Source organism: Trichocoleus sp. ST-U2 (genome assembly GCF_039961875.1).
In the GTDB taxonomy this organism is placed as follows: Bacteria; Cyanobacteriota; Cyanobacteriia; order Cyanobacteriales; family FACHB-T130; genus FACHB-T130.
This window is the reverse complement of the sequence record NZ_JAMPJY010000032.1, coordinates 50,765-75,092: the sequence shown is the minus strand read 5'-3', so window position 1 is coordinate 75,092 and position 24,328 is coordinate 50,765. Positions and strand designations below refer to the sequence as shown.

11 protein-coding genes and 1 pseudogene are annotated in these 24,328 nt (G+C 45.4%); 8 read left to right on the top strand and 4 right to left on the bottom strand.

Annotated features, from left to right (window positions below; translation table 11 throughout):
* The first annotated feature begins 423 nt into the window (after positions 1-423).
* The 3 genes from NC996_RS19685 to NC996_RS19675 all read left to right on the top strand — a co-directional run bounded on the left by NC996_RS19685 (position 424) and on the right by NC996_RS19675 (position 2,728).
* Entirely contained in the window at positions 424-1,020 is a 597-nt protein-coding gene (locus NC996_RS19685; protein ID WP_190674768.1) for a DUF1003 domain-containing protein, read from the top strand.
* Between the two features lie 233 nt (positions 1,021-1,253).
* Positions 1,254-1,982, top strand: a complete 729-nt coding sequence (locus tag NC996_RS19680; protein WP_190687855.1) for a cadmium resistance transporter — start codon at positions 1,254-1,256, stop codon at positions 1,980-1,982.
* A 122-nt stretch (positions 1,983-2,104) separates the two neighbouring features.
* A complete protein-coding gene (locus NC996_RS19675) occupies positions 2,105-2,728 on the top strand; it encodes a hypothetical protein (protein WP_190687852.1) in 624 nt (207 codons plus the stop codon).
* 339 nt (positions 2,729-3,067) lie between these two features.
* On the opposite strand, the gene NC996_RS19670 is transcribed toward NC996_RS19675, so the two are convergent.
* Positions 3,068-3,385, bottom strand: coding sequence for a hypothetical protein (locus tag NC996_RS19670; RefSeq protein WP_199303232.1), 318 nt, complete (start codon positions 3,383-3,385; stop codon positions 3,068-3,070).
* A 98-nt stretch (positions 3,386-3,483) separates the two neighbouring features.
* Here NC996_RS19670 and NC996_RS19665 point away from each other — a divergent pair.
* Positions 3,484-4,820 (top strand): annotated as a pseudogene (locus tag NC996_RS19665) (IS701 family transposase).
* 97 nt (positions 4,821-4,917) lie between these two features.
* Here the strand turns inward: NC996_RS19665 and NC996_RS19660 are convergent.
* Both NC996_RS19660 and NC996_RS19655 read right to left on the bottom strand, forming a co-directional pair.
* On the bottom strand, positions 4,918-6,213 hold the full coding sequence (locus NC996_RS19660; RefSeq protein WP_190687849.1) for a glycosyltransferase: 1,296 nt from the start codon (positions 6,211-6,213) through the stop codon (positions 4,918-4,920).
* 629 nt (positions 6,214-6,842) lie between these two features.
* Complete coding sequence (locus tag NC996_RS19655; RefSeq protein ID WP_190687870.1) at positions 6,843-7,712, bottom strand: shikimate dehydrogenase; 870 nt, start codon at positions 7,710-7,712, stop codon at positions 6,843-6,845.
* Between the two features lie 201 nt (positions 7,713-7,913).
* Here NC996_RS19655 and NC996_RS19650 point away from each other — a divergent pair, with 201 nt between their 5' ends.
* The 4 genes from NC996_RS19650 (at position 7,914) to NC996_RS19635 (ending at position 22,640) form a co-directional block, all read left to right on the top strand.
* The gene (locus tag NC996_RS19650) at positions 7,914-10,520 is read left to right on the top strand and encodes a CHASE2 domain-containing protein (protein WP_190687846.1); all 2,607 of its coding nucleotides are present in this window, start codon (positions 7,914-7,916) and stop codon (positions 10,518-10,520) included.
* 1,288 nt (positions 10,521-11,808) lie between these two features.
* The gene (locus tag NC996_RS19645; protein WP_190687841.1) at positions 11,809-18,270 is read left to right on the top strand and encodes a PAS domain-containing protein; all 6,462 of its coding nucleotides are present in this window, start codon (positions 11,809-11,811) and stop codon (positions 18,268-18,270) included.
* Positions 18,270-20,129, top strand: a complete 1,860-nt coding sequence (locus NC996_RS19640; protein WP_190687838.1) for a GGDEF domain-containing response regulator — start codon at positions 18,270-18,272, stop codon at positions 20,127-20,129. The genes NC996_RS19645 and NC996_RS19640 overlap by 1 nt, the downstream gene beginning before the upstream one ends.
* 582 nt (positions 20,130-20,711) lie before the next feature.
* The gene (locus NC996_RS19635; RefSeq protein WP_190687836.1) at positions 20,712-22,640 is read left to right on the top strand and encodes an alpha-amylase family glycosyl hydrolase; all 1,929 of its coding nucleotides are present in this window, start codon (positions 20,712-20,714) and stop codon (positions 22,638-22,640) included.
* 111 nt (positions 22,641-22,751) lie between these two features.
* Here NC996_RS19635 and NC996_RS19630 read toward each other — a convergent pair whose 3' ends face one another.
* The gene (locus NC996_RS19630; RefSeq protein WP_190687867.1) at positions 22,752-24,275 is read right to left on the bottom strand and encodes a trehalase family glycosidase; all 1,524 of its coding nucleotides are present in this window, start codon (positions 24,273-24,275) and stop codon (positions 22,752-22,754) included.
* Positions 24,276-24,328: the final 53 nt, after the last annotated feature.

The window sequence follows — 24,328 nt, the reverse complement described above, 5'->3', positions numbered from 1 at the left end:
GCCGCTAAATTGGCAAGTCATACCTTACGATTGTTACTCAAACGGCGCTTTGCCATTGATGTGTTAACTTTTCGTCAAGCTGGTGCTTGTTCCTCATAATTCACATTAAGCGTAATTTATAAAAGCAAACACTCTTTTTTGTTGAATCGATAAACTCAATTGATTGAGCAACTGGCATTACTGAAATTACCCGCAATTTGCACCAACGCTGTTCTGGGTAACAACCAGGGTTGGAAAAGTCGAATTCATAACGCTTAGCCTAAGTCAATCACTTCAATTTATTAATTCAACAAGAAAGAGTATTTGCTCTTATACTTTAAGCGCCATACAGTGAAACTATAGCAAGTGCAGCACAAATACAAAAAACCCCTAAGCGCACTCATCAAAGCATTAAACGAATTTGAAGTTGCAAGAGGTAACAGCATGAACTCCACTCAATCCAGTCAACCCGGTATCAACGAATCGCAACAAGCCCCTGTCGTTCTGACACAACCACAATTTTCAAAAATTAAACCACCTGAGAAGAAGCCCTTAACGTTTGGGCAAAAGGTGGCAGACAAAATGGCAACTAAAGTGGGTTCCTGGGCGTTTCTGATTGGACAATCAACCGTTCTTGCTGGATGGGTAGGTTGCAACCTGATACCGGGACTGCCTCACTGGGATGAGTCTCCCTTCATGATGTTGAACCTGGTATTCTCCTTTGCCTCTGCTTATACCGCTCCCGTCGTCTTGATGAGCCAGAACCGCCAATCAGAAGAAGATCGGGAAAGTGCGAATCACAACTACCAGATCACGTTACAAGCCGCTCAAAACCTCGAACTGATCCACGAAAAGCTGGATGCTGACTATGCCAAGAAACTAGACGAGCTAACTGTATTAATCAAGCAACAACACCAAGCAGCGAGCGAAGTCAAGGTTGTGTTCGTACCGGCTCAAGACTTGAATGAGTTGGAGCATCACTCCAACAAGATTGCAACGGTGGCTGTTCTCAATAGCCACTCCAGAAAACAGGCTTCCTAAACATTTTCAATAATTTAGCTCGAAGTAACGGTCAACGACTAGCTAGAAATGCTAAAAATGATGCCTTTACGATTCTCGTGGCTTATTTATTAATCCTTTCGTCATTCGTAGGTTTTGAGCTTCGTTGTGAGACGTATTCTCTTCAAAACATCTCTCACAATCCCAACAGGATTGCTACAGCGTCGCGCCAAAAGTTCGGATAGACACAACAGAATTTGGAGCATGAACTGAACATGAACGGACTTTTCGCGGCAATTTCAACCGGCTTTACCGCCTTCACAGCAACTAACCTGGATGACATTTTGATTCTGATGCTGTTCTTTTCCCAGGTTAATACCCTCTTTCGCAAACGCCACATCATTGCCGGACAGTATCTTGGCTTTGCCGCCCTCGTTCTCGCCAGCCTTCCCAGTTTCTTTGGCAGTTTGTTGTTGCCGCGTCCCTGTATTGGAATGTTAGGATTGGTTCCGATTGAGATCGGCATCAGCCGCTTAGTGAATTCTAATACAGAAGATGATGCTGACTCAGACGAAACGCCAGCTCAACCAGCCTGGTTTAGCAGTTTCATCGCACCCCAGGCGTATAGCGTAGCAGCGGTAACTTTTGCGAATGGCGGCGATAACATTGGAATCTATATGCCGCTGTTTGCAAGCTGCACCTGGGAAAATCTAGTCATCATTCTAGGAGTATTTTTCTCGCTGGTGGGTGTGTGGTGTCTTGCCTCTTACAAATTAACCCAAATTCCTGCGATCGCAGATAATCTGACTCGTTACGGCAACCATCTAGTCCCTTTTGTTCTGATTAGCTTAGGGGTGTTAATTCTATTTGATAGCGGCACTTTAGAAAATCCAGGATTGGCAGTACTGACGCTCGTAATTAGTGGTCTTTATCTGTTAAAACTAGGAACCACAATTAATCAAACGCTACAAGCCCAAGCACCAGTTTTGAAAGTTCTGAAGTAGACAAACGGTGTGCGGTTTTAAACTGATATTTCTTTCTTGCACACCTGGCTTAAGATAGTTTTCAACTTTTGAATCACATTTTTAGTTGGAATGTCCAGTTATCTCAAAGTAAGGAGAATTCCATGAAATTTATCAAAATTGCTCTCGTCGCGCTCGTGCTTCTGGTCAACCTCATGATTGCTCCTCCCTCATGGGCAGGTAAAGACTTCACGAAAGGAACGGATTACGCGGAAGTAACGCAAGCCATCAATCAATTACTACAAGCCAAGGATAATCCAGATCAAGCGGGTTACACGCCCGAAACCTATCAGCAAACGCTCAGCCAGTTGCAACAGCAGAAGTACGTGATGGAAACGGCTCGAAAGCGGGCACAGTGCCATAACGAAACCCCTGGCACAGTGGCTGTCTATGCCAACAAGCCGAAGAAGTCTCCGACACAACTCTATTACCTGGCTGCGGGTGAGGAAACGGATGATGATTGGGATTGCGATGGATATTATCTACCTGCGGGAACTCAAGTGGTTCTCGGTCCCAATGCTCAAGCACAAGCGTTGACTGAACCCGTTGCAGTCAAGTTTGTGGACGGAACTCAATCAATTGTGAGAACAAATCGTGCAACGGGTGCAATTGAATTGAATCTGACTCCTGCTCATGTGTTCAAAACGGGTGAAACAAATTGGACGATTCCTAACTTGTCTCAGGCAGATGTCAATGCCCAAACTCCCAGTCCACAAATTATTGATTAATTCTCATCGGAGTTTGAGTGTTATCCAGAACGAGAAGTAACCCTACAACTCTCGGTTATGAGTGTACTTGTTTGACTGGATTCTAGAGACTTTTCCTACAGTCAGGGAAAGTTTAGTAGGGGAGAAATAGAAAAAAGGCGATCGCCCTTAATGCGATCGCCTTTTTTTTATTGGTTAAGAGTTATGGGTCAAGAGCCATAGATGGATTCAGGACGAATAACTCAGGGCTAATAGAACTCTTGCGGAATTAGGATGATGCAGCGAATTTCAACTCATAATTATAGAGACCAGCTATTAGGTGACTCGTAAGCAAAACCACCTGACGGGGTGACAAGAAGCCTATAAAGCAGACTTGATAAGTGTCATAGCACGTAGACCTTTGTGAAAATAGAGAAGTTTATGAGGCTTGAGAGCCATGAGTGCTACGGCTAATTCTGACCAAGACTCCATAGCACCAATCCATAAATGACCATATAATCCAATCCAAAACGTACTATGACGACGGGGAATTCGCTTTAATTGTTGAAGGGGACCCAGGTATTTTTGTAAACCCATAGTTCGGGAACGGCGACCCGCTAAAACCGCACAGGTGTAGGCAATAGCCAGGAGTAAAATTAAGGCGATTAAACGTTGACCTGTAGTCTGAGTCGATTCCAAGTTATAACCCCCCGTTTTACAATCTTTAAACCTAACGCTCTTCTGTCACTTTGGAGGGAGGATAATGAGCTAAAACCGCTCAAAGCCAGAAGTAGCATATGACAGAGCCACGTCAAGCCAAGCCGACCGTGAAATTCGTAGATGATTACTGCCAATGGTATAAATCACTGTTTTCAGAAGTCAGAAGCTTTGAAGCTTTTAAGCATCTGCATATCGGGATGCTAACAGATATTAAGAGGAAAAGCCTACCTGCAATAGCTATCTTTAGCGGGGCTAGAGCAGGAACAATCATTGCATCACTTTCTCACGACATCTTCCTGGAAGGTAGAACAGTTGAGGGAGCAACGAATAAAGCTAATTTTACAAGTTTTAGAGGGACGAGAAATCATCCTAATTATTGATGAAACGGGTGACCGCAAGAAAGGGGATGATACGGATTATGTCAAACGACAATATATTGGAAATTTAGGCAAGATTGAGAATGGAATTGTGGCGGTTACAGCTTATGGAGTAATTGACGGAATTACCTTCCCATTAATCTTTGAAGTATACAACCCCAAAGAACGCCTCCAAGTCGGAGATACCTACTTGAGTAAACCGGAAATTGCCGCTGGTATGATTCGACAATTACAAGCATGGGGCTTTGGGTTCAAGCTCGTCCTGGCTGATAGTTTATATGGAGAAAGTGGCAGTAACTTCATTGATGTGTTGTACGAGTTGAAGCTACCTTTTGTTGTAGCTATTGGCAGTAATCACGCCGTCTGGTTGCCCAAGGAGCAACGGGTGCGCTGCAATCGTTGGAGAGAATTTAAGCGGATATTTTCAGATGGCACAACCCAGCAGAGATATATCCGTGAGATTATTTTTGGCAAGCGTCGTGCCACTCAGTTCTGGGAAATAACAACTGACCCCCAAACGTTACCTAAAAACTCAACTTGGTATGTAATGACTCATGCCCCAGAAATCAAATATCACCAAGTGGGTAATCTTTACGGATTGCGAAATTGGGTGGAATATGGCTTAAAGCAAAGTAAAAATGAACTGGGTTGGGCGGATTTTCGCGTTACTGATTATGCTCAGATTCAGAAATGGTGGGAAGTGGTAATGAGCGCTTATCTGCTAGTCAGTCTGCACTCAGCTTCACTAAACCCACGACCCGATTTTCCGGGGGATGATAAACCTTCTGTTGTGGTTAAGAAATTTTTTAGGCATCCTTGGTGGGATGAAGGAACTGGATGGAAGAATTTGTTAAATAATCTTCGTTTAGTCCTTCAACCCTTTGTCCTATTTAACTTGATTCGACCAAGGCTCGTAAGTCTTTCCCATTCCGGCTCTATCTTTGGGATTTTCACGATTGATCGCGCTTATGAATTACTTTCATGGTGCAGTTCCCATACCTCTTCAAATGAACGAGTTCCTATTTTCTGCTGCCTAGAGTGACAGAAGAGCGATAACCTCATTGCTGCCTTGTATAACTATGAGCAATCCCAGCCTGCTTAATTTGCAAGAGGTTTAATGATTAAAGACTCAGATTACTTGGTTTCCGTCACCCGCCAGCTGAGCTTCAAGTTGATCCAGAAATTCCACAAAGTCACCGCAGCGATCGCAATCAGCTTGGCAACATACTGATTAACACCCAGGACATTGAACAGCAAATTCAGGATCAAAAGGTTTAATACCAGCCCACTCAGACAGACCAGATTAAATTTCAACAGCCGCTTGAACCGCTTGTTCCATCCCTGTTGGCGACTGGAAATGTCAGCAAAAGTCCAGCTGTCATTCCACAAGAAATTATTGATAATTGCCAACTCCGAAGCCAAAGCTGCACTGGTCGTCAGTCCCAATCCCACTTGGGTACGCAGCAAATAAAACACTGCCATATCTACAAATACGCCACTGAAACCGACTGCACCAAATCGGAGAAACCGACCAATGGGCCAGCGGGAAAGGCGCAACCTCAGTAGATGTCGCAGATAATCTACATATTGCTTCGCACTGACCTTACTTTCCCCCGCTTGGCGTTCTTGAAACACGTAGCCTGCTTCAGCAATCCAACGGATATCCCCCCGACCCAGCACCTCAATCAAAATCTTATAACCTACCGGACTCAGTGTTTTTCCCACCAAGCACTCGCGGCGTACCAAAAAATAACCACTCATCGGATCGGAGACACGACCCACTACTCCAGGCAGCAGTATTAACCCCAGCATCTGGGCACCACGAGATAAAAATCTACGTACAATACTCCAGTCGCTGACGCCGCCACCTTCCACATGACGACTAGCCGCTGCCAAATCTGCGCCCCGATCCATTTTCGCTAACAGCTGCAATAACAACTCTGGTGGATGCTGGAGATCGGCATCAATGACACCTAATATCTCTCCCCTCGCTGCCTGCCAGCCGCGAATTACCGCTGTCGAAAGTCCTCGTTCTTCAACCCGCCGCATCACTCGTAGATGCGGATACTCCAACATCAGAACCTGAGCGATTTCCCAAGTTCCGTCGGGGCTATTATCATCGACCACAATCAGTTCATAGTCATTTGGGATAGCTCCATCCAACAACTGAGTCAGTAACCGAACAATCTCCCGGATGTTGTCACCTTCGTTATAGGTGGGAAGCACTAAAGAAAAACGGATTGGGCGCGGGATCGGGCGCGTATGTGCGTACCCGTGATCGCCCCCTAGTTTCTGGAAATTCTTAGAGCCTGCTAAAGCTGGGGGAGAAGCTAATCCAGAGATTTGCAATGATTCTGATGGAACCCGCAATAGGGGTGGCAATCCAGGAAGCGTGGGATTGTTTCTAATATCTTTGCGGCTTTCCACCATATACCCTTTAATCCTCTCCAAAGTCAATAAAATCAAATACTTGAAGCTAAACTTAGAAATTGAGCGATGTTTTTGACTCAGCCAGCCCACTCTTCCCTGAAGCCTGACCTTCTAATCTTGAGAGTCATAAAAATTAGCGGCTTCTGTAAGGTAGGAAATCTTACGGTTTTAGGGCTGTTCTTTACTACGCAACAAGTACTTAATACCACATCCTTATGAAAGTATCTTTACGTAATCTTTAAATTAATGGGTAGGTTTACGGCTCAATCTGTAAAAATTGAGTCAAGTGATGTCTAAGCTACTACAAATCCTGCGAAATTGAAGTAGAAGAAGGATAGGATATGTTAAGTGAAACTCGAAAAACACTACATTTTGCATTTAAAGATAAAATTTCAATAAATTGTAATATTTAAGTAAAAATTCGCGTAAAAAAGCCTGCCGAAGCAACGGCTTGGTTTGTATAGCCGCAAATTTACTCGTCAGTGCATTTTTGCTAAATTTACGCCATGTGCAACTTTTTCTTAGCCCCTTTTTTTAAGGGTTGGGAGAGCAAAATGTCAAGCAAATTTTGCCAGCTCCCTGCAACCCCCGATAAATTGGGGAGAAATACAGAAAATTGCACACTGCGTTTAATTTTTAAGTTTTAATTGTTTTTGTAGAGATTGGCGCATCACGTCCACTGGCGGCTCGCGGTTTAACCAGATTTTCAGGGCGGCGGCTCCTTGTTGGACGAGCATTTCCAGTCCATCAATGATAATTGCGCCTTGTCTTTGTGCTTGTTGCAGAAACCGGGTAGGGTTGGGTTTGTAAATCAGATCGTAACCGATCGCGCCTTCTGGCAAATTGGCGACCGCTTCTGCGTCTAAGGGAGACTCGTCAACCTTCGGGTACATCCCAACAGGTGTTGTATTGACTAACAAAGATGCTTGAGAAATCAGATTCGGGAGTTCTTCCCAAGAATGGGTGCTGATTTCTACTGGTAAAGATGAATTGCGCCAGCTATTTTGAAAAGCGGTTAAATTCTCCCGGTTTCGCCCAACAACATGGATTTGGGCACAACCCAGCTTTTTACAACCGGCAACCACTGCCCGCGCCGCACCACCATTGCCTAAAATGACCGCTAGACTTTGGCTCCAATCGCCCTGGTCAGCTTCCAGGGGGGCGAGGAAGCCTTCAACATCCGTATTCGTGCCCATCCATCCCTTATCCGTCTTCGTAACGGTGTTGACAGCTCCTATCGCTTGGGCAATGTCGGATACTTCTGATAGCAGGGGGATAATTGCCTGTTTGTGGGGAATGGTAACGCTAAAGCCCACAAAATTATCCATTGCGGCAAAACCGGCGATCGCTTTCTCTAAATCTTCCGGCGCGACCGACAAAGGTACATAAACGCAATCTAATCCTAAATGAGCGATCGCCGCATTGTGCATCACCGGCGATAGGGAATGCCCGATGGGATGACCAATCACCCCTAAAAGTTTGGTTGTACCTTGAATCATCTGCATTTGGAAAAGTTGGTAACAAGCATCGCTTCTTACTACCATACGGCTATCGGAAATCTTGTTGACAAGCAATTAAGAACGACTTGTCACGGGGATGAGAAAAATCATTAACGAGCGACAACTGACAACAGATAAATAACCAAGCTCAGCAAAACTGAGTTGTATGCCAAAATCAGGATTGATGCATACTGAGCGACCATGCTGGGAACACAACTGGGAGGGCGCTATAAAGTTGTCAAAGTCCTAGGAGCTGGAGGATTTAGTCAAACTTACATTGCCGAGGATACGCAGCGACCGAGAAACCCTAAGTGTGTTGTAAAGCACCTCAAACCTGCTCGTCAAGATCCTGCTTTTTTGCAGGTGGCTCGACGGATGTTCAAAACCGAGGCAAAAACGCTTGAAAAACTGGGCCACCACCAACAAATCCCTCATCTGCTAGCTTACTTTGAACAAGATCAACAATTTTACCTGGTGCAGGAGTTCATTGAAGGTTCGCCGCTGAGCGATGAATTGCACCAAGGTACGCGACTGAGCGAATCTGAAATTATTCAGTTCTTGCAGGATGTACTGGGCATCCTGGAGTTTGTTCATGCTTATCAAGTCATCCACCGCGACATCAAGCCGAGCAATTTGATCCGGCGGCGACAGGACGGCAAATTAGTTTTAATTGACTTTGGCGCGGTCAAGGAAATCCGCACCCAGTTGACGAGTGGAACCGATCAGACCAGCATTACAGTCGGAATTGGCACTCAAGGTTATGTGCCGAGCGAACAACTAGCGGGTAAGCCAAAATACAGCAGCGATATCTATGCCTTGGGGATCACTGCCATCCAACTGCTGACTGGGTTAAGACCGAACCAGCTACCAGAAGATCCTGAAACCTCTGAGATTATTTGGCGGGATAAAGTAAAGGTCAGCGATCGCCTAGCAGCAATTTTAGACAAGATGGTACGATACCACTTCCGCGATCGCTACCAGTCCGCTACAGAAGTCAGCCAAGCGATCGCTTCATTGACAGAGGTATCGTTATCTGAAAATACGCCCGTTGCAGAAAAATTTGATCCAGAAAATATTGCCGACAAAAGCGGGGAAAAAATTAGCGATCGCGCGGGTGTCCTTGAGAAAAAGGCATCGCCGATCCGTTTAGCGATCGCCAGTATCCTTGCTACCAGCTTGTTGCTAGGGGTGAGGCAACTGGGAGGTTTGCAGTCCTTGGAACTGGCAACCTTCGATCAGATGGTGCGGTTACGGTTTGCGACACGGGTATTGGGCGACTTAGATCGTTCATCCCCAATGGAAGGGCCAGATCCTCGCCTCCTGGTCGTCGAAATCACCGAAGCAGATATCAAAGCTCAAAACAGATATCCGCTATCCGACCAGACTCTGCATCAGCTGTTAGCGCAACTAGAACGGCATCAACCACGAGTCATCGGTTTGGATATCTACCGCGACATCCCGATGGAACCCGGTCATGCAGAATTATCCAAGCAATTACAAAAGAGCGATCGCATCATTACCGTCTGCAAAATCAGCGATATTGATAATCCTGGAGTTGCACCGCCAAAAATTGTCCCGGAAGACCGCCTTAGCTTCGACGATTTGGTGATCGATCCCGATAACGCCGTTCGCCGCAGTCTCCTGTTTGCGACTTCCGATGTCGGTGCCTGTAAGACCCCCTACTCCCTCGGTGCGCGTCTGGCACTGCGCTACCTTGAACAACTGGGAATCGAGGCACAACCGCACCCAAAAAATTATCTCCAGCTCAATTCAATTGTCTTCAAACCCCTAGAAGCCAATTTTGGAGGATACCAGCAGGCAGATTCAGGCGGCTACCAGATCCTGCTCGATTATCGCTCCGCTCATAATATCGCCCAGCAGGTAACGCTCACTGAAGTTTTGAAAGGTCAGATTAACCCCGATTGGGTTAAAGATCGCATTGTTCTGATCGGTGTCACCTCACCCACAGTTGATAACGTTTTTTATACCCCCTACGGGGGCAGTCGTAAGATGTTTGGGGTAAGGGTGCAAGCACAGACCGTCAGCCAAATCCTCAGCGTTGTTCTAGACAAGCGACCTTTGTTTTGGTCTTGGTCGGAATGGGTTGAGGTGCTATGGATTGTGGGATGGGCAGCCGTTGGCGGCATTTTAGCTTGGCGAATCCGTCATCCCCTGCGATTGATTGTGGTTGGAACTGCAACGCTGGGCATTTTGTTCGTTACCGGCTTCTATTTCTTTATGCAGGCAGGTTGGGTACCTGTCGCAGCACCAGCGCTGGGTTTGCTAGGTAGCGGCGGCTCCAAGATCGTCTGTCGGCTGGCTCCAAAAAGAAGAAAACAAGAGCAACCTAAAACTCCCCAAGAGACGCTTTCAGCACCGATAGATAACTGCCCCCCAGAGGAGTCAATCCCAGCAGATACGCTATTCACTCAGGAAATCAGCTTCCACTCAGGTTCTACACAAACAACGATGGGTGGCAACTTAGAACCTAATCAGTGCCACTCTTTCTCTCTTTCCGCCACTGAGGGGCAGCTATTGACAGTGGCAGCGGTAGAAGGCAACGTCAATATCACCGTAATCGATCCGGAAGGGCAAACGGTCGGGACGATTACCGATGGCGCACAGTGGCAAGCATTGCTGCCTTCTGCTGGCAATTACAAAATTGAAGTGTACGCGCCTGATGCATCTGTTTATACGGTCAGTTTTGATGTCGGAAACGATGCAACTGAAAGTTCAAACCCGACAATTCTCACAAATTCTCAATTGAACAGCAATAATAGTTTGATAGAGACAAGGATAGACGGCTAAAAAATTTATTGAGTTTGTTTTGCTTGAGATTGCTAATAGTTAATCGATTGATTAATGAATTGCACAATTATGGGTATATAGGAATCCTATTTCAGTAGTGAGATGGGAGGATTTAGCTCCCCGATTTTTCCTTCACGAATCCTAGAGAATTGGTATAGCAACGAGCAGTGAATTGGAGCGCCTTAATGGGTCTGAGTCTGTGCCGCTGGCTCCTCTCGCTGAGCTTTAAATGCAGATGAACCGGGAAGAGATTCTAGAGCGAGCTGACCAGCGATCGCTTTCTCGTCCATACTGCCTTGAATCTTAATTTCCCTTTCGCACTTAATGAATCGACACCCCAGCCCTATCAGTCGGGAGAGTCAATCACGATCAGCGTATAATTGCCCCAATGGCAACTCCTAAGTTGTAGAGCGATCGCTGCCATCAATCAGTCTACCCTCAACCTAATTTCTCAATAGTATTTGAGCGGATTCTTAAATATTTCTATATCTTTTTGCTGCCAGTTGAAGATTGCTTGGCTTCACATGGACTTTGCTAACCAAGTTTCTGCGAGGAGTGAGTCAGGGATCGGGCTTTTATGTCTCTCATCAACTGAAGAAAAATTTTTTAATTAATAGCTTGTCACTCAGCGGCAAGTTTCACTTTTTCCACATTTACAAAGCGAGGTTGCAAGGTGACAACCGTTTTGCGATCGCGATCCTTTACCTGACATTGCTAAATTAAACTTTGATTTAGCAATGCCCAATTTAGGGCAATCTAGAGATTCCACCTAAATCTTGGCAAATTTACCAGAATCTGACTCAACCGTTTTAGTTTGATAAAAGCAGTTATGAAGAAAGGCTTTATGTAGACGATCGCTAGAATAGTTGTTGTCACGTATACAAACAAAATTCATAAACCTTAAACTGCCTCTCCCACCAAGTATGGACAAGCAAATTTAGCTGATCTGGGGGGAAGAGGGGTTCGAGACAGACAGATAAAACTAAATTCTTCCCTTGACTTACCCAAATAGAATTGTCATGTTTAATAATGAAGAATATCTATCTAAAGATGGGGAATCAATCTTGAATCAAGTGTTGTACTGACTCAACTTGCTCAATCTCTAGCAGATTCTTCTGCATATTACTCGCTGTTATGGAAACCCAAGACTCAGCTATCCATCAGTTTGAGCTTCAACTCTGAGTCGAATGCGCTTGAGGGGTCGCGGCAAAAGCTAAAGCTGGGAAGCTTATCTAACCGTATCTTTATGCATCGGGAATAACTCCGAATTATAGCCAAAGATCGTAATATGTGGAAGCTTTTAAAAGAATTGTTTTCTTCAGGACAATTTATCCCTCACGGTCACTGCTACCTTTGGCAAACGAAACTGGTATGGCTTCACCTGGTTTCTGACTTGTTGATTGCGATCGCCTATTTCTCAATTCCGGCGATGCTCATCTACTTCATCCACAAGCGGAAAGATATTCCCTTTCAAGGGATATTTGCCTTATTTGGAGCCTTTACTATTCTCTGCGGTACCGGGCACCTGATGGAAATCTGGACGCTTTGGCATCCAGTTTACTGGCTGACAGGAATTGAGCAAGCGATGACTGCCTTGGTTTCCTGCTACACGGCTCTACAAATGGTAACGCTGCTGCCGCAATTCCTGGCTTTGGAAACGCCCGAACAACTAGAGATTCTCAACCAGGAACTCCAGAGCGAGATTGCAATCCGGGTGCAGGCAGAAGAAGCTTTACGCCGCGTCAACGATGAGTTAGAAATTCGGGTCAGCGATCGCACCGCCGAGTTATTAAAAACGCTGCATAATCTAGAATCTGAAATCGCCGAACATAAACAGACACAGCAGGAGTTACTCCAGAGTCAGCATTTCATTGAGCGGATTGCTGAAGCCAGTCCCAATGTTTTGTTTCTCTACGATCTGAGCGAGCAGCGTAATGTTTATATTAATCGTGAAATCGGCGCGACTTTAGGGTATACGCCCCAAGAAATTCAAGAAATGGGGTTAGGTTTCCAAAACCTGATGCACCCTGACGATTTCGCCAGACTGCCGGAATATTTCCAACAATTCGAGGACGCCGCTGACAGCGAAATCTTTGAGAATGAGTACCGGATGAGGCATCGAAATGGAGAATGGCGGACTCTGCTCAATCGGGATAGTCTGTTTGCGAGAACCGCTGACGGCAAGGTGAAGCAGATTCTCGGCACGACAAGTGATATTACTGAAAGAAAGCAAGCAGAAGTTGAAATTCGTCTGTTGCTGGAAGCAACCCAAGCCATCAATCGTTCTGTTGACGTTGATACTGCTTTAGCAATTATTTTGCGGTTAATTTGTACGACAATCGGCTGGGATTTGGGAGAAACTTGGGTTCCGTGTGATGATGGTACAGTTTTAAAAAATAGTCCGGGTTGGTACGGGTGCGATCGCGATGCGGTCGTCGCTTTGCAACATAGCTCGGTTGAAGAATTCCGACGCCATAGCGAAACAGTCACATTTAGATCCAACGTGGGTCTGCCAGGGCGCGTTTGGTCATCGCAGCAACCAGAATGGGTCGAAGATGTTTCCGAAGCCACGCAGGAAACCTTTGTGCGATCGCAAATCGCCGCAAAAGTTGGATTAAAGACGGGTTTGGGCGTGCCAATTCTCGCCAATCAGCGAGTGTTGGCAGTTTTAGTTTTCTTTAAGCGTGGCAAAAGTGCAGAAGATCGACATTTGTTTGAGCTAGTAAGTGCAGTTGCGGCTCAGTTAGGTTGGCTGATTGAGCGCAAACTTGCCGAAGCCGCTCTCAGAAGCAGCGAAGAACGGCTGCAAATGGCGTTAGATGGGAGTGCTTTAGGGATATGGGATTGGAATTTAACGACCGGAGAGATGTATTTCGACCGGCAATGCAAGAAGATGCTGGGGTATGAGCCAGAGGAGATTGAGAACAGTTACCAGTCCTGGGAGCGGCTAGTACATCCAGAGGATACCTCTCGGGCGATAGACTCTTTAACCTTGCATCGGGAAGGTAAAACACCCATTTCCGAAATTGAATTGCGGATGCGCTCAAAATCAGGCGAATGGAAGTGGATTTTGTGTCATGGTAAGGTAATGGAGCGCGATCGCTCTGGTGTGGCGCTGCGGATGACGGGGACGCATAAAGACGTTAGCGGAGCGAAGCGCGACGAAGTCGTTCGCATTGCCTTAGAACGAGAACTCGCCTTGCGGGAAGCTCGCCTGAATGCCTTTTTTAGCTCGGCTCCTGTCGGATTGAGCATCATGGACGAGCAACTGCGATTTGTGCAAATCAACGAACTCCTGGCAGAGGTGAATGGTTTCCCTGCGGGTGACATGATTGGCAAGAGCCTCTGTGAAGTCATCCCCGATATCGCCCCTAAGCTGGAACCTCTCTATCGGCGAATGTTCGCAACAGGCGAATCTATTCTCAACCAAGAAATCAGCGGTGAAGTACCGAGCCAACCGGGTATTGTTCGAGACTGGATGGTTTCTTTCTTTCCCATACCAGACGAGGATAATCGGCTTTCTGGCGTTGGGGGAGTGGTGATGGAAATCACTGCTCGTAAACAAGCGGAGGTGGCACTGCGCTCGGCGACCGAACGCCTGCAACATCTGCTCACCTCTAGTCCGGGAATTATTTATAGCTGCAAGGCATCGGGGAATTATGACATCACCTTTGTCAGTGAGAATATCAAGACAGTTTTAGGCTATGAAGCCCAAGAATTTCTCGAAGATGGAACTTTTTGGGCAAGCCACATCCATCCAGAAGATGTTAGTCGCGTCTTTGCTGAATTACCGCGACTGTTTGTTACAGGAGATTACGCCTACGAATACCGCTTTTTGCACAAGGACGGAACTTATCGCTGGCTCTACGATCAGATGAAATTGGTCAAAGACGAAGCGGGTAATCCCATTGAGTGCGTTGGGTATTCCTTAAACATCAGCGATCGCAAGCACTCAGAAGATCGGCTGCGACTGCTGGAGCGAGCGATCGCCGCTTCTAGCAATGGTATTGTCATTAGCGATGCCCAACTGCCCGACACGCCAGTGATTTACGTCAATCCAGCTTTTGAGTCCATCACGGGTTACTCGGCAGCAGAAACTCTGGGCAAAAATTGCCGCTTTTTACAGGGACCCGACACCACCCAACCCGCTCTTGAGGAGCTGCGGCTGGCACTGCGCGAAGCAAGAGAGTGTCGCGTTGTGCTGCGGAACTATCGCCAAGACGGCAGCTTATTTTGGAATGAATTTTCTATTGCTCCGGTGCGAGATGCTTTAGGGTGCTTGACTCACTATGTGGGGATTCAAGCGGATATCACCGAGGAGCGAATGGCAGTAGAAGCGCTGACCAATCAATTTAGCCGGACTGTCCTGCTCAAGCAGATTGCCGAAGAAATCCGCTCTAGTTTAGAACCTCAGCACATCTTTGCCACCGCCGCCGAACAAATTTCTCAGCTACTCAGGATCGATCGCTGCCTCATTCATACCTACGTGGTGGAACCGGAACTCAGAATTCCGATAGTCGCTGAGTTTGTGGCTCCTGGTTATCAATCGCTACTGTCTTTGGATATCCCTGTCGTTGGCAATCCCCATGTCCAGCTAATGCTCGCACAAGATGCTGCCATTTCCTCACCGGATGTTTATGCTGAGCCTCTTTTAGAAGCGGTTGAGCCATTTTGCCGCCAGATCGGTCTAAAGTCGATGCTAGCAGTGCGGACTTCTTACCAGGGAGAACCGAACGGAGCAATTGGCTTGCATCAGTGCGATCGCATCCGTCAGTGGACAGCAGACGAGATTGAACTATTAGAGTCTGTTGCGGCTCAAGTCGGGATTGCGATCGCTCAAGCTTCCCTCTTAGAGCAGGAAAAACAACACCGTGCCTATCTCGACTGCCAAAATCAACAGCTACAGCAAGAAATTAGAGTTCGTCAACAGGCACAAGAAGAGCTTGTCAATGCTCAAAGCGAACTGCGGCGGCAGTTAGTCGCGGTAGAGTCGGCATTGGATGGTATGGCGATTCTCAATGCCGAGGATGAGTACATCTATCTGAACGATGCTCATATCAAGATTTTTGGATACGACAACATCAATGACCTTTTGGGTAAGACTTGGCACAAACTTTTTTACCCAGATGAAATTAATCGCTTGGCTCAAGAAGTTGTTCCCATTCTGTTACGAGAGGGAGAATGGTGTGGAGAAGCAATCGGTAAAAAGCAGGATGGAAGCACCTTTTTCCTAGAAATTTCTCTGACTTATACCGAAGAAGGATTTCGGGTTTGCATCTGCCGGGACATTAGCGATCGCAAACAAGCGGAAATTGCCTTGCAACAGCAATTTTTGCGGGAACGGTTGGTGGGGACTATCCAAGAACGCATTCGCTCCTCTCTTAACCTAGAGGCAGTCTTGAAAACAGCCGTGGATGAAGTCCGACAATTTTTGGCAACCGATCGGACAATTATTTACCACTTTAATCTAGACTGGAGCGGGGTTGTGGCTGTCGAGTCAGTGGGCGAGGATTGGACGCCAATTGTCGGAAGCAATATTCAAGACGGCTGCTTTGTGGAAACCTATGTCCCCCTTTACCAGCAAGGTCGCATTCGAGCGATGGCGGATATTTACAACGCGGGTCTAAATGAGTGCCATATTGATTTACTCAGCCAGTTTGAGGTGAAAGCGAACTTGGTGGTTCCGATTTTGCAAGGAGAAAATTTGTGGGGATTGCTGATTGCCCAGCACTGTGAAGGCGCAAGGGAGTGGCACTCCTCCGAAATCGAATGTCTCAGACAGTTATCTGTGCAATTGGCGATCGCTATCCAGCAATGCACGCTCTTTGAAAAAGCCACCACTGAAATTATCGAGCGCAAACGGGTCGAGGAGGCATTGCAACGGAGCAACAGTCGGTATCAAAATTTGGCAACAAACATACCGGGCATGATTTATCAATTTATGATGCGCCCGGATGGGATGATGAGTTTTCCGTATATCAGTCCCGTTTGCCAAGAAATCTTTGGTCTTTCTCCAGAAGCGGTTCAGCAGAATATATCTTTAATATTTGATGTCGTTCATCCAGATGACTTACCCAATGTCATTGAATCGATCGCTGTCTCAGCGAATACGCTAAAACATTGGCATGGCATCTGGCGAATTATTGTGCAAGGGAACATCAAATGGATTCAAGGGGATTCTCGACCGGAAAAGCAAGCGGATGGGAATATTCTCTGGGATGGTTTGATGATCGATATTAGCGATCGCTTTCAGGCTGAGGCAGAATTACGCAGAGCGAAAGAAGCTGCCGAGGTTGCCAACCACGCCAAGAGCCAATTTCTCGCCAACATGAGCCACGAACTGAGAACGCCACTCAATGCCATCCTCGGCTTTACCCAAGTGATGAACCTTGACTCATCTCTATCCAAAGCTCATCAGGAATATCTGGGAATCATTAATCGAAGTGGCGAACATCTCTTGGAATTAATCAACGACATTCTAGAAATGTCCAAGATTGAGGCAGGCAGAACGACTATTCATGAAAATTGCTTTGACTTAATTCGCCTCTTGGACAACCTAGAAAAGATGTTTCGATTAAAAGCGAAATCCAAGGGATTACAGATTATCTTAGACTATGCCCCAGATATTCCTCAATACGTGCAAACAGATGAAAGTAAATTGCGGCAAATCTTGATGAATCTCCTCGGAAATGCCATCAAATTTACTTCATCCGGCGGTGTCACCTTGCGAGTTAGACATCAAATCGATAATCCGCAGAAATCCCATTCCCCATTATCCATTCCCAATCACCGTTTGGTGTTTGAAGTCGAAGATACCGGCCCTGGTATTTCCCCACAAGAAGTACACAAATTATTTGAAGCTTTTTCCCAAACAGAAACAGGTCGGCAATCTCAGCAAGGAACTGGATTAGGTCTACCAATTAGCCGCAAATTTGTGCAACTTCTGGGAGGAGATATTGCAGTCAGCAGCCAAGTAGATCGGGGAACGCGATTTTCATTTGATATCCAGATTCGTCAAGCTGAAGCGACTGATATTCAAACGACACAACCGCAACCCAGGGTGATTGGTTTAGTCCCGAACCAACTTCAATATCGCATCCTGGTTGTGGAAGATCGCTTGGAAAATCGCATCCTGCTAGTCAAACTCTTAACAGATGTTGGATTTGAAGTGCGCGAAGCCGAAAATGGTCTAGAAGCATTTGCCCTGTGGAAGACTTGGCAGCCGCACCTGATCTGGATGGATATGCGGATGCCAGTGATGGACGGGTATGAAGCCACCCGACGCATTAAAGCGGATGTGAATGGTCAGGCAGTAGTCATTATTGCGATAACCGCCAGTGCCTTTGAAGATCAGCGAAACCTGATTTTGTCAACAGGCTGCGATGATTTCATCGGCAAACCTTTCCGGAATGAAATTATCTTTGAAAAAATGGCTCAACATTTAGGGGTACGTTATCTTTATGAAGAGTCATTAGAAGGCGAAAGTTGCTTCCTCCCTCGACCTAGGGGGAGTACGGAAACTTCAACACCCAATTCATCGTTTCTCCTAACTCCTTCATTCTTTCAAGAGATGCCTGTTGAGTGGATTGCAGCTCTCTATCAAGCCGCTATTGAGGCAGATGCGGAGTTGATTTTGAGCCTCGCCGAGCAAATCGCGGAGTCAAAGGCTCCAATATTCAATGCTCTGGTGGATTGTGTCAACAACTTTCAGTTTGAACAGATCACTGATTTAATCGAACAAATTATCTAATGAATAGCGATCGCGTATTTCCACTAAACGGAAATATTCTACTTGTTGACGATACGCCAAACAATCTGCGGCTGTTATCCGATTTGTTAAGTCATCAGGGCTATAAAGTTCGCAGTGTAACGAACGGACAAACTGCTCTAAAAGCGTGTCAGGCAAAACCGCCGGATTTGATTTTGCTCGACATCAATATGCCTCAAATGAATGGCTATGAGGTCTGCGAAAAACTGAAAGCGAACGAGCAAACCCGCGAGATTCCTGTAATTTTTTTAAGCGCTCTCGATGAGGCGATTGACAAGGTAAAAGCTTTTACGGTTGGTGGAATCGATTACATCAGCAAGCCGTTTCAGGTAGAAGAAGTGTTAGTCCGCGTCAAGAATCAACTGGCTCTGAGAGAAGCACAAGTAAAAGTTCTGGAACTGAACGCAGAGCTTGAAAATCGGGTCAAGGAGCGTACCAGTCAGTTAGAAAGGACGAATCAAGAACTCAATGAAGAAATTCTTGAGCGCAAGCGAATCCAGAGCCAACTGCTAGATATGGCGTTGCACGATCCGTTAACTGGCTTGCCCAACCGGGCTGTCTTCATGGAGCGTCTCGAAAACGCACTCAGCCGGACTAAGCAAGAGGCAGATTATCAGTTTGCGGTGTTATTTCTCGATTGCGATCGCTTTAAAGTCGTCAACGATTCTCTCGGTCATCTGGTAGGAGACGAACTGCTGATTGCATTTGCCAAGCGTGTCCAAAAGGCTCTTTCCAGACGACTTGAACCCTGTTTGAACATCGTCAATACGCTAACGCGATTAGGAGGGGATGAATTTGCAATCATCGTTGAACAAATTAATGATGCCTGCACTGCTACCCTAGTTGCCGATCGAATTCTTCAAGAACTGATGCATCCTTTTCAACTATCCAGACATGAAGTATTCATGAGCGCCAGTATTGGCATCGCTCTGGGGAATATTAATTATGAACAACCTGAATATTTGTTGCGGGATGCAGATACCGCTATGTACCATGCAAAGACATATGGCAAAGCTCGGTATCACGTTTTTGATCCAGCTATGCACCAGGAAGCTATCCAGCTTTTACAGTTAGAAACCGACCTACGAAAGGCTATAAATCAACAAGAATTTCAAGTTTATTATCAGCCGATTGTTGCACTGAATACGGGCAAACTTGCTGGATTTGAAGCGTTAGTGCGCTGGAATCATCCCCATCGAGGATTTATTTCTCCATTGGACTTCATTCCAATTGCAGAAGAAACAGGTTTGATTACTCAGATTGATACTTGGGTCATGCGGGAAGCTTGCCAGCAATTAAAGATTTGGCAAGAACAGAAACTCACGCAAGAACCTCTAACAATTAGCGTGAATCTTTCAGGTCGGCAGTTTTCCCAATCAAACTTAATTGAGCAAATAGACGAAATTTTTAAAAAAACTCAACTAAGTCCACAAAGCTTAAAACTAGAAATCACAGAAAGTGTCCTTATAAATAATAGCCAATCAGCAATGGCAATTATTCAGGAACTCAAGAAGCGTCAAATTCAGTTAAGCCTTGATGACTTCGGAACAGGTTATTCTTCCTTAAGTTACTTGCACTGCTTTCCAATTAATACCCTGAAGATTGACAAATCTTTCGTTAACCGTATGGAAAGTAGTCAAGAAAATATAGGGCTGGTTCCCGCAATTATGAGAATGGCTCATACGATGGGGATAAATGTGATTGCTGAAGGAATAGAAACTTCCGGTCAATTAGCCCAACTAAGAGCGCTCAATTGTGATTTTGGTCAAGGATATTTGTTTTCCAAACCTGTAGAAAGTAAATTAGCTTCAGAACTAATTGAAGCAGATCCTCAGTGGTAACAATTATCTAAGAAAATTTCTTTTTATTTTAAAAATTAAATTTAATCTGCGGAGCATACAAAATAAATTTAATCGGAGGAGTGTACATCTGTTTGTATTTCTCCTTCGGCTAAAAGATACGGTGTTCGCACGTCTTTAGTTAAGTTGCAAAACGTTGATTTCCCTGGCATCCCCCCAATAAATTGGGAGATTTTAACTTGATTTTCCCCTTGTTTAAGGGAGGTTATGAGAATAAAACGACGCTTGCAAGTTCAAGAAGACTTGTGTGTCCACGGTAGCCTTTAAAAGAGGGTAAAGTATTTTGTAGGTTGGCTTTCTTCCTTCAATCCAACACCCTGTTCGGTTGGGTAAGACCTAATCCTTCAAACCAACCGCAGATTTCGTTGCTTTAAAAATTTCCACAAAATTATTCCATTTATCACGGCTTTGTCCCATTAGTCTACTATCTCCGGATATATATACAAAAAAGGAAACAATTCGTTAGATTTATAAAAAGTTAGTCTGAAGGCTTAAACTCTTTAGCCGGACAGCACAGACCTTTCCAAAAGCGCACCTCTATCAACACTAGCCGCACTAAACTTTATGGTATCAACTCCTCCATCTCAAGCTTCGTCATCTCAATACGAAGTTACTAATTCAGAAGCAGAAATCGAGTCTTTGGTTATCGAAGCTAAACCAGAAAGTGATATTGATTTAGAGTTTCTATACACCAGAGATATTGAATTTCGCCAGGAAACCATTTACTTCATTGTTGTAGATCGTTTCTATGACGGCGATCCTGACAACAGCGAAGGGCCAAACCCAGAACTTTACGATCCAGAGCGAAAAGATTGGGGTAAATATTGGGGTGGAGATTTACAGGGAATTATTGAAAAACTAGATTACTTAAAGGACTTAGGAGTTACCGCAGTTTGGCTTACCCCCCTGTTTGAGCAAGTGGAAGCATTATTTGTTGAGCAAGCTGCGATTCATGGCTATTGGACGAAGGATTTTAAACGGATTAATCCTCGCTTTATTGGCAAGGATGAAGAACCTTCGCTCAATAAAACTCAAGATACAAAAGATACAGTTTTTGACAGATTAGTTGCTGAGTTACACAAACGCAAGATGAAACTGGTGTTGGATATTGTGTGTAATCACAGTAATCCAGATTTCAGCGGGAAGAAGGGAGAACTCTACGACGATGGAGTAAAAATTGCTGATTTTAATGACGATAAAGATAACTGGTATCACCACTATGGTGAAGTTACCAATTGGGAAGATGAGTGGCAGGTGCAAAATTGTGAATTGTCTGGTTTAGCAACTTTTAACGAAAATAACGTCGAGTACCGAAACTACATTAAAGGAGCTATTAAACAATGGCTAGACCGGGGAGTTGATGCTTTACGAGTTGACACTGTAAAGCATATGCCGATCTGGTTTTGGCAAGAATTTAACGCGGATATTACCACTCACAAACCAGATGTTTTTATCTTTGGCGAGTGGATTTTTAGCGACCCTCGAAGCGACCTTTCGGTAGAATTCGCCAATGAATCTGGCATGACAATGCTAGATTTTGGTTTTTGTTTGGCAATCCGAGCGGCTTTGGCGCAGGGTGCTGAAGGAGGATTTCACCTGATTCAAGATGTTCTGGATCTGGATCATCGTTACTGCGGGGCGACGGAGTTGATTACATTTATTGATAATCACGATATGCCCCGCTTCCAGTCATTGAATCCCGATCCAGAGATGCTGCGGGTAGCGATCGCTGTGATTATGACCTCCCGTGGGATTCCCTGTATCTACTACGGTACAGAACAGTATCTCCACGACGATACCAACGACGGGAACGATCCTTACAACCGTCCGATGATGGAAAATTGGGACACCGAGTCACGCCTCTATCGAGATATCCGGTTGCTATCAGGTTTGCGGCGATTAAATCCAGCCGTATCGATGGGGAGTCAGTGGCAAAAATATCTAACGCCTGATGTTTATTGTTATGTACGTCGTTACCGCGATTCTGTTTTGTTTGTAGCGATGAATCGAGGGGAAGCTGTCAAGTTGGAAGCAATTGATACGGAGTTACCAGACGGCGAACATACCGATATTTTAATGCGGCGCAAGTTTGAAGTTACAGACGGAAAGTTGCAAGACTTGGAACTAGACGCGCGGGATGTAATTGTCATCAGTCATGTTGGGGAACGCATCAAGGGGCAAACGATTGTGCGGGTGCAACTTAATGGAGTGCAGACACAGCCGGGTGAAACTGTTGTGGTAATCGGAGATTGTCCGGAGTTAGGCAATTGGGATATCTCTAAGGCGTATCCGCTAGAATTCATCAATACTAATACTTGGTTTGGGGAAATTCCCTTTGATGAAAGTGCTGGAAAGTTAATTACTTACAAGTATGCACTGTGGCGTGAAGGTCAGGCACCCTTGCGCGAAAATACTGTCGGTCGCCGCTGGGTTATTGCCACGGAAGGGACAGTAAAATGGCGCGATAGATGGGCAACAGGACGGGAATCTTAATAATTTAAACGCAAAGGTACGCTAAGGAAATCTCAAAGGTACGCAAAGGAATATTTAACTTCGTGTACCTTGGTGATTTCCTTTTACTAACTCTGCGTTATAAATTTTCAGTTATTCTAAGGTTGATAACAGTTCGAGGAAGACTCCGTTTGTCCAACCAAAGCCAATTTCGTTGGAACTGTAGCCAAAGAGAATTTCATGGGAAACATTGGCGGAGCAATTACAAACGTCATATTTTTCTACTAGCGTTCCGTATCTTTCAAACTCTTGCACTAGCAGAGATATAAACTTTTTCGCTAAACGATCGGCGTCTTGGTGATAACCATAGCGATGAAGTCCTTGAACTGCAATTAACTGTAAAGGTGCCCAACCAAAGGGAGCATCCCATTGATTTCCGGTTACATGAGTGCTGGTGAGTAATCCTCCCGGTGCCTCAAATTCGGGTAAATTTTCGGCTACTCTTTTGGCTTGTTCTTCAGATGCAATTCCAGCCCACAAAGGATAGAATGTGGTGGCAAATTCATAGGGGCGACGCTTGCCAGTATGGAAGTTGTAATCAAAGTAAAGTCCAGCTTCTTCATCCCAAAGAAATCGGTCAATTAATTTGTGGCGGTTGCGAGCGCGATCGCGCCACTGATGAGCAATTTCTTCGTATCCCAAAATATCGTTTATCTGAGCGGTATCTTGTTCTGTTTTATAAAGCAAAACATTCAAGCAAACGGGCGCATAGTGAATAATATCTACACTAAATGGGCCAAAACGGTTGCTGATGTCAAACCCAGATTCTCGCATGGAACGATCGCCTTTGTAAAATAAATCAGTTAAGCGATCGCTCTGGCGGTCATAATACAAGTTGACATCGTAAGCTTCAACTGCAAACGTCCGATAATATTCCCGTACCCGATCATAATGAGTTCTCCCTTCTTCATCCCGCTCGGAAATTAACACTTCCGGCGCTGGACCTTCACCTAATGCAAAATAGCGCGAAAGTCCGGTTGCTTGATTCAGGTGGGGGGGTAATGTCCAATAGTAGTAAAAACGTTCAACGGTTGGCAGTACTGATTGCAGCCAGTCCCGATCCTGCGTGTGCTGGAAGAGAGCCAAAATCATCGGCGTAAGGACGGGAGGTTGCGATCGCGTCAGCATATAGGTACGATTGGCATTCAAAATCGTGCCGTAATGCTCAATTTCATAAATTAGCTGTTCCACCAAGCTTTTGGCTAATTCTATTTCTCCATCTCGCAACAATCCTAACTGGATAAAATAGCTATCCCAGCCGTACATCTCATTAAAACGACCGCCCGGAACCACATAGGCATGAGGTAAATAGAGCAACCCGTGATCTTCAATTTGATCAACTTCTGCCGGTAACGTGCGAATTTCAATTTGATTAAATTCTTCGTTGCTCAAAACTTCCCGCAAAGATGCCTCAATGAGCGCTCGATCTTCTGATTGCGAGACATAGATAGGCCAACCTTTACCGGAAATATGACCAATTTTTGGGTCGCGGGCAGCATCCAAAATATGCTCGTGAGAGCGATAGAGGGTTTTCCAAGTTTTTTTAATGTAGGCTTTTACTGCCTGAATTTGTTCTAGGGAGGGAAACAATTCGGTTTGAGGTAATGATTGATTAATCACGATTTTTCCTTAGTATTTGTAATAAATCTGTCTGTTGCCCCCCGATCGAT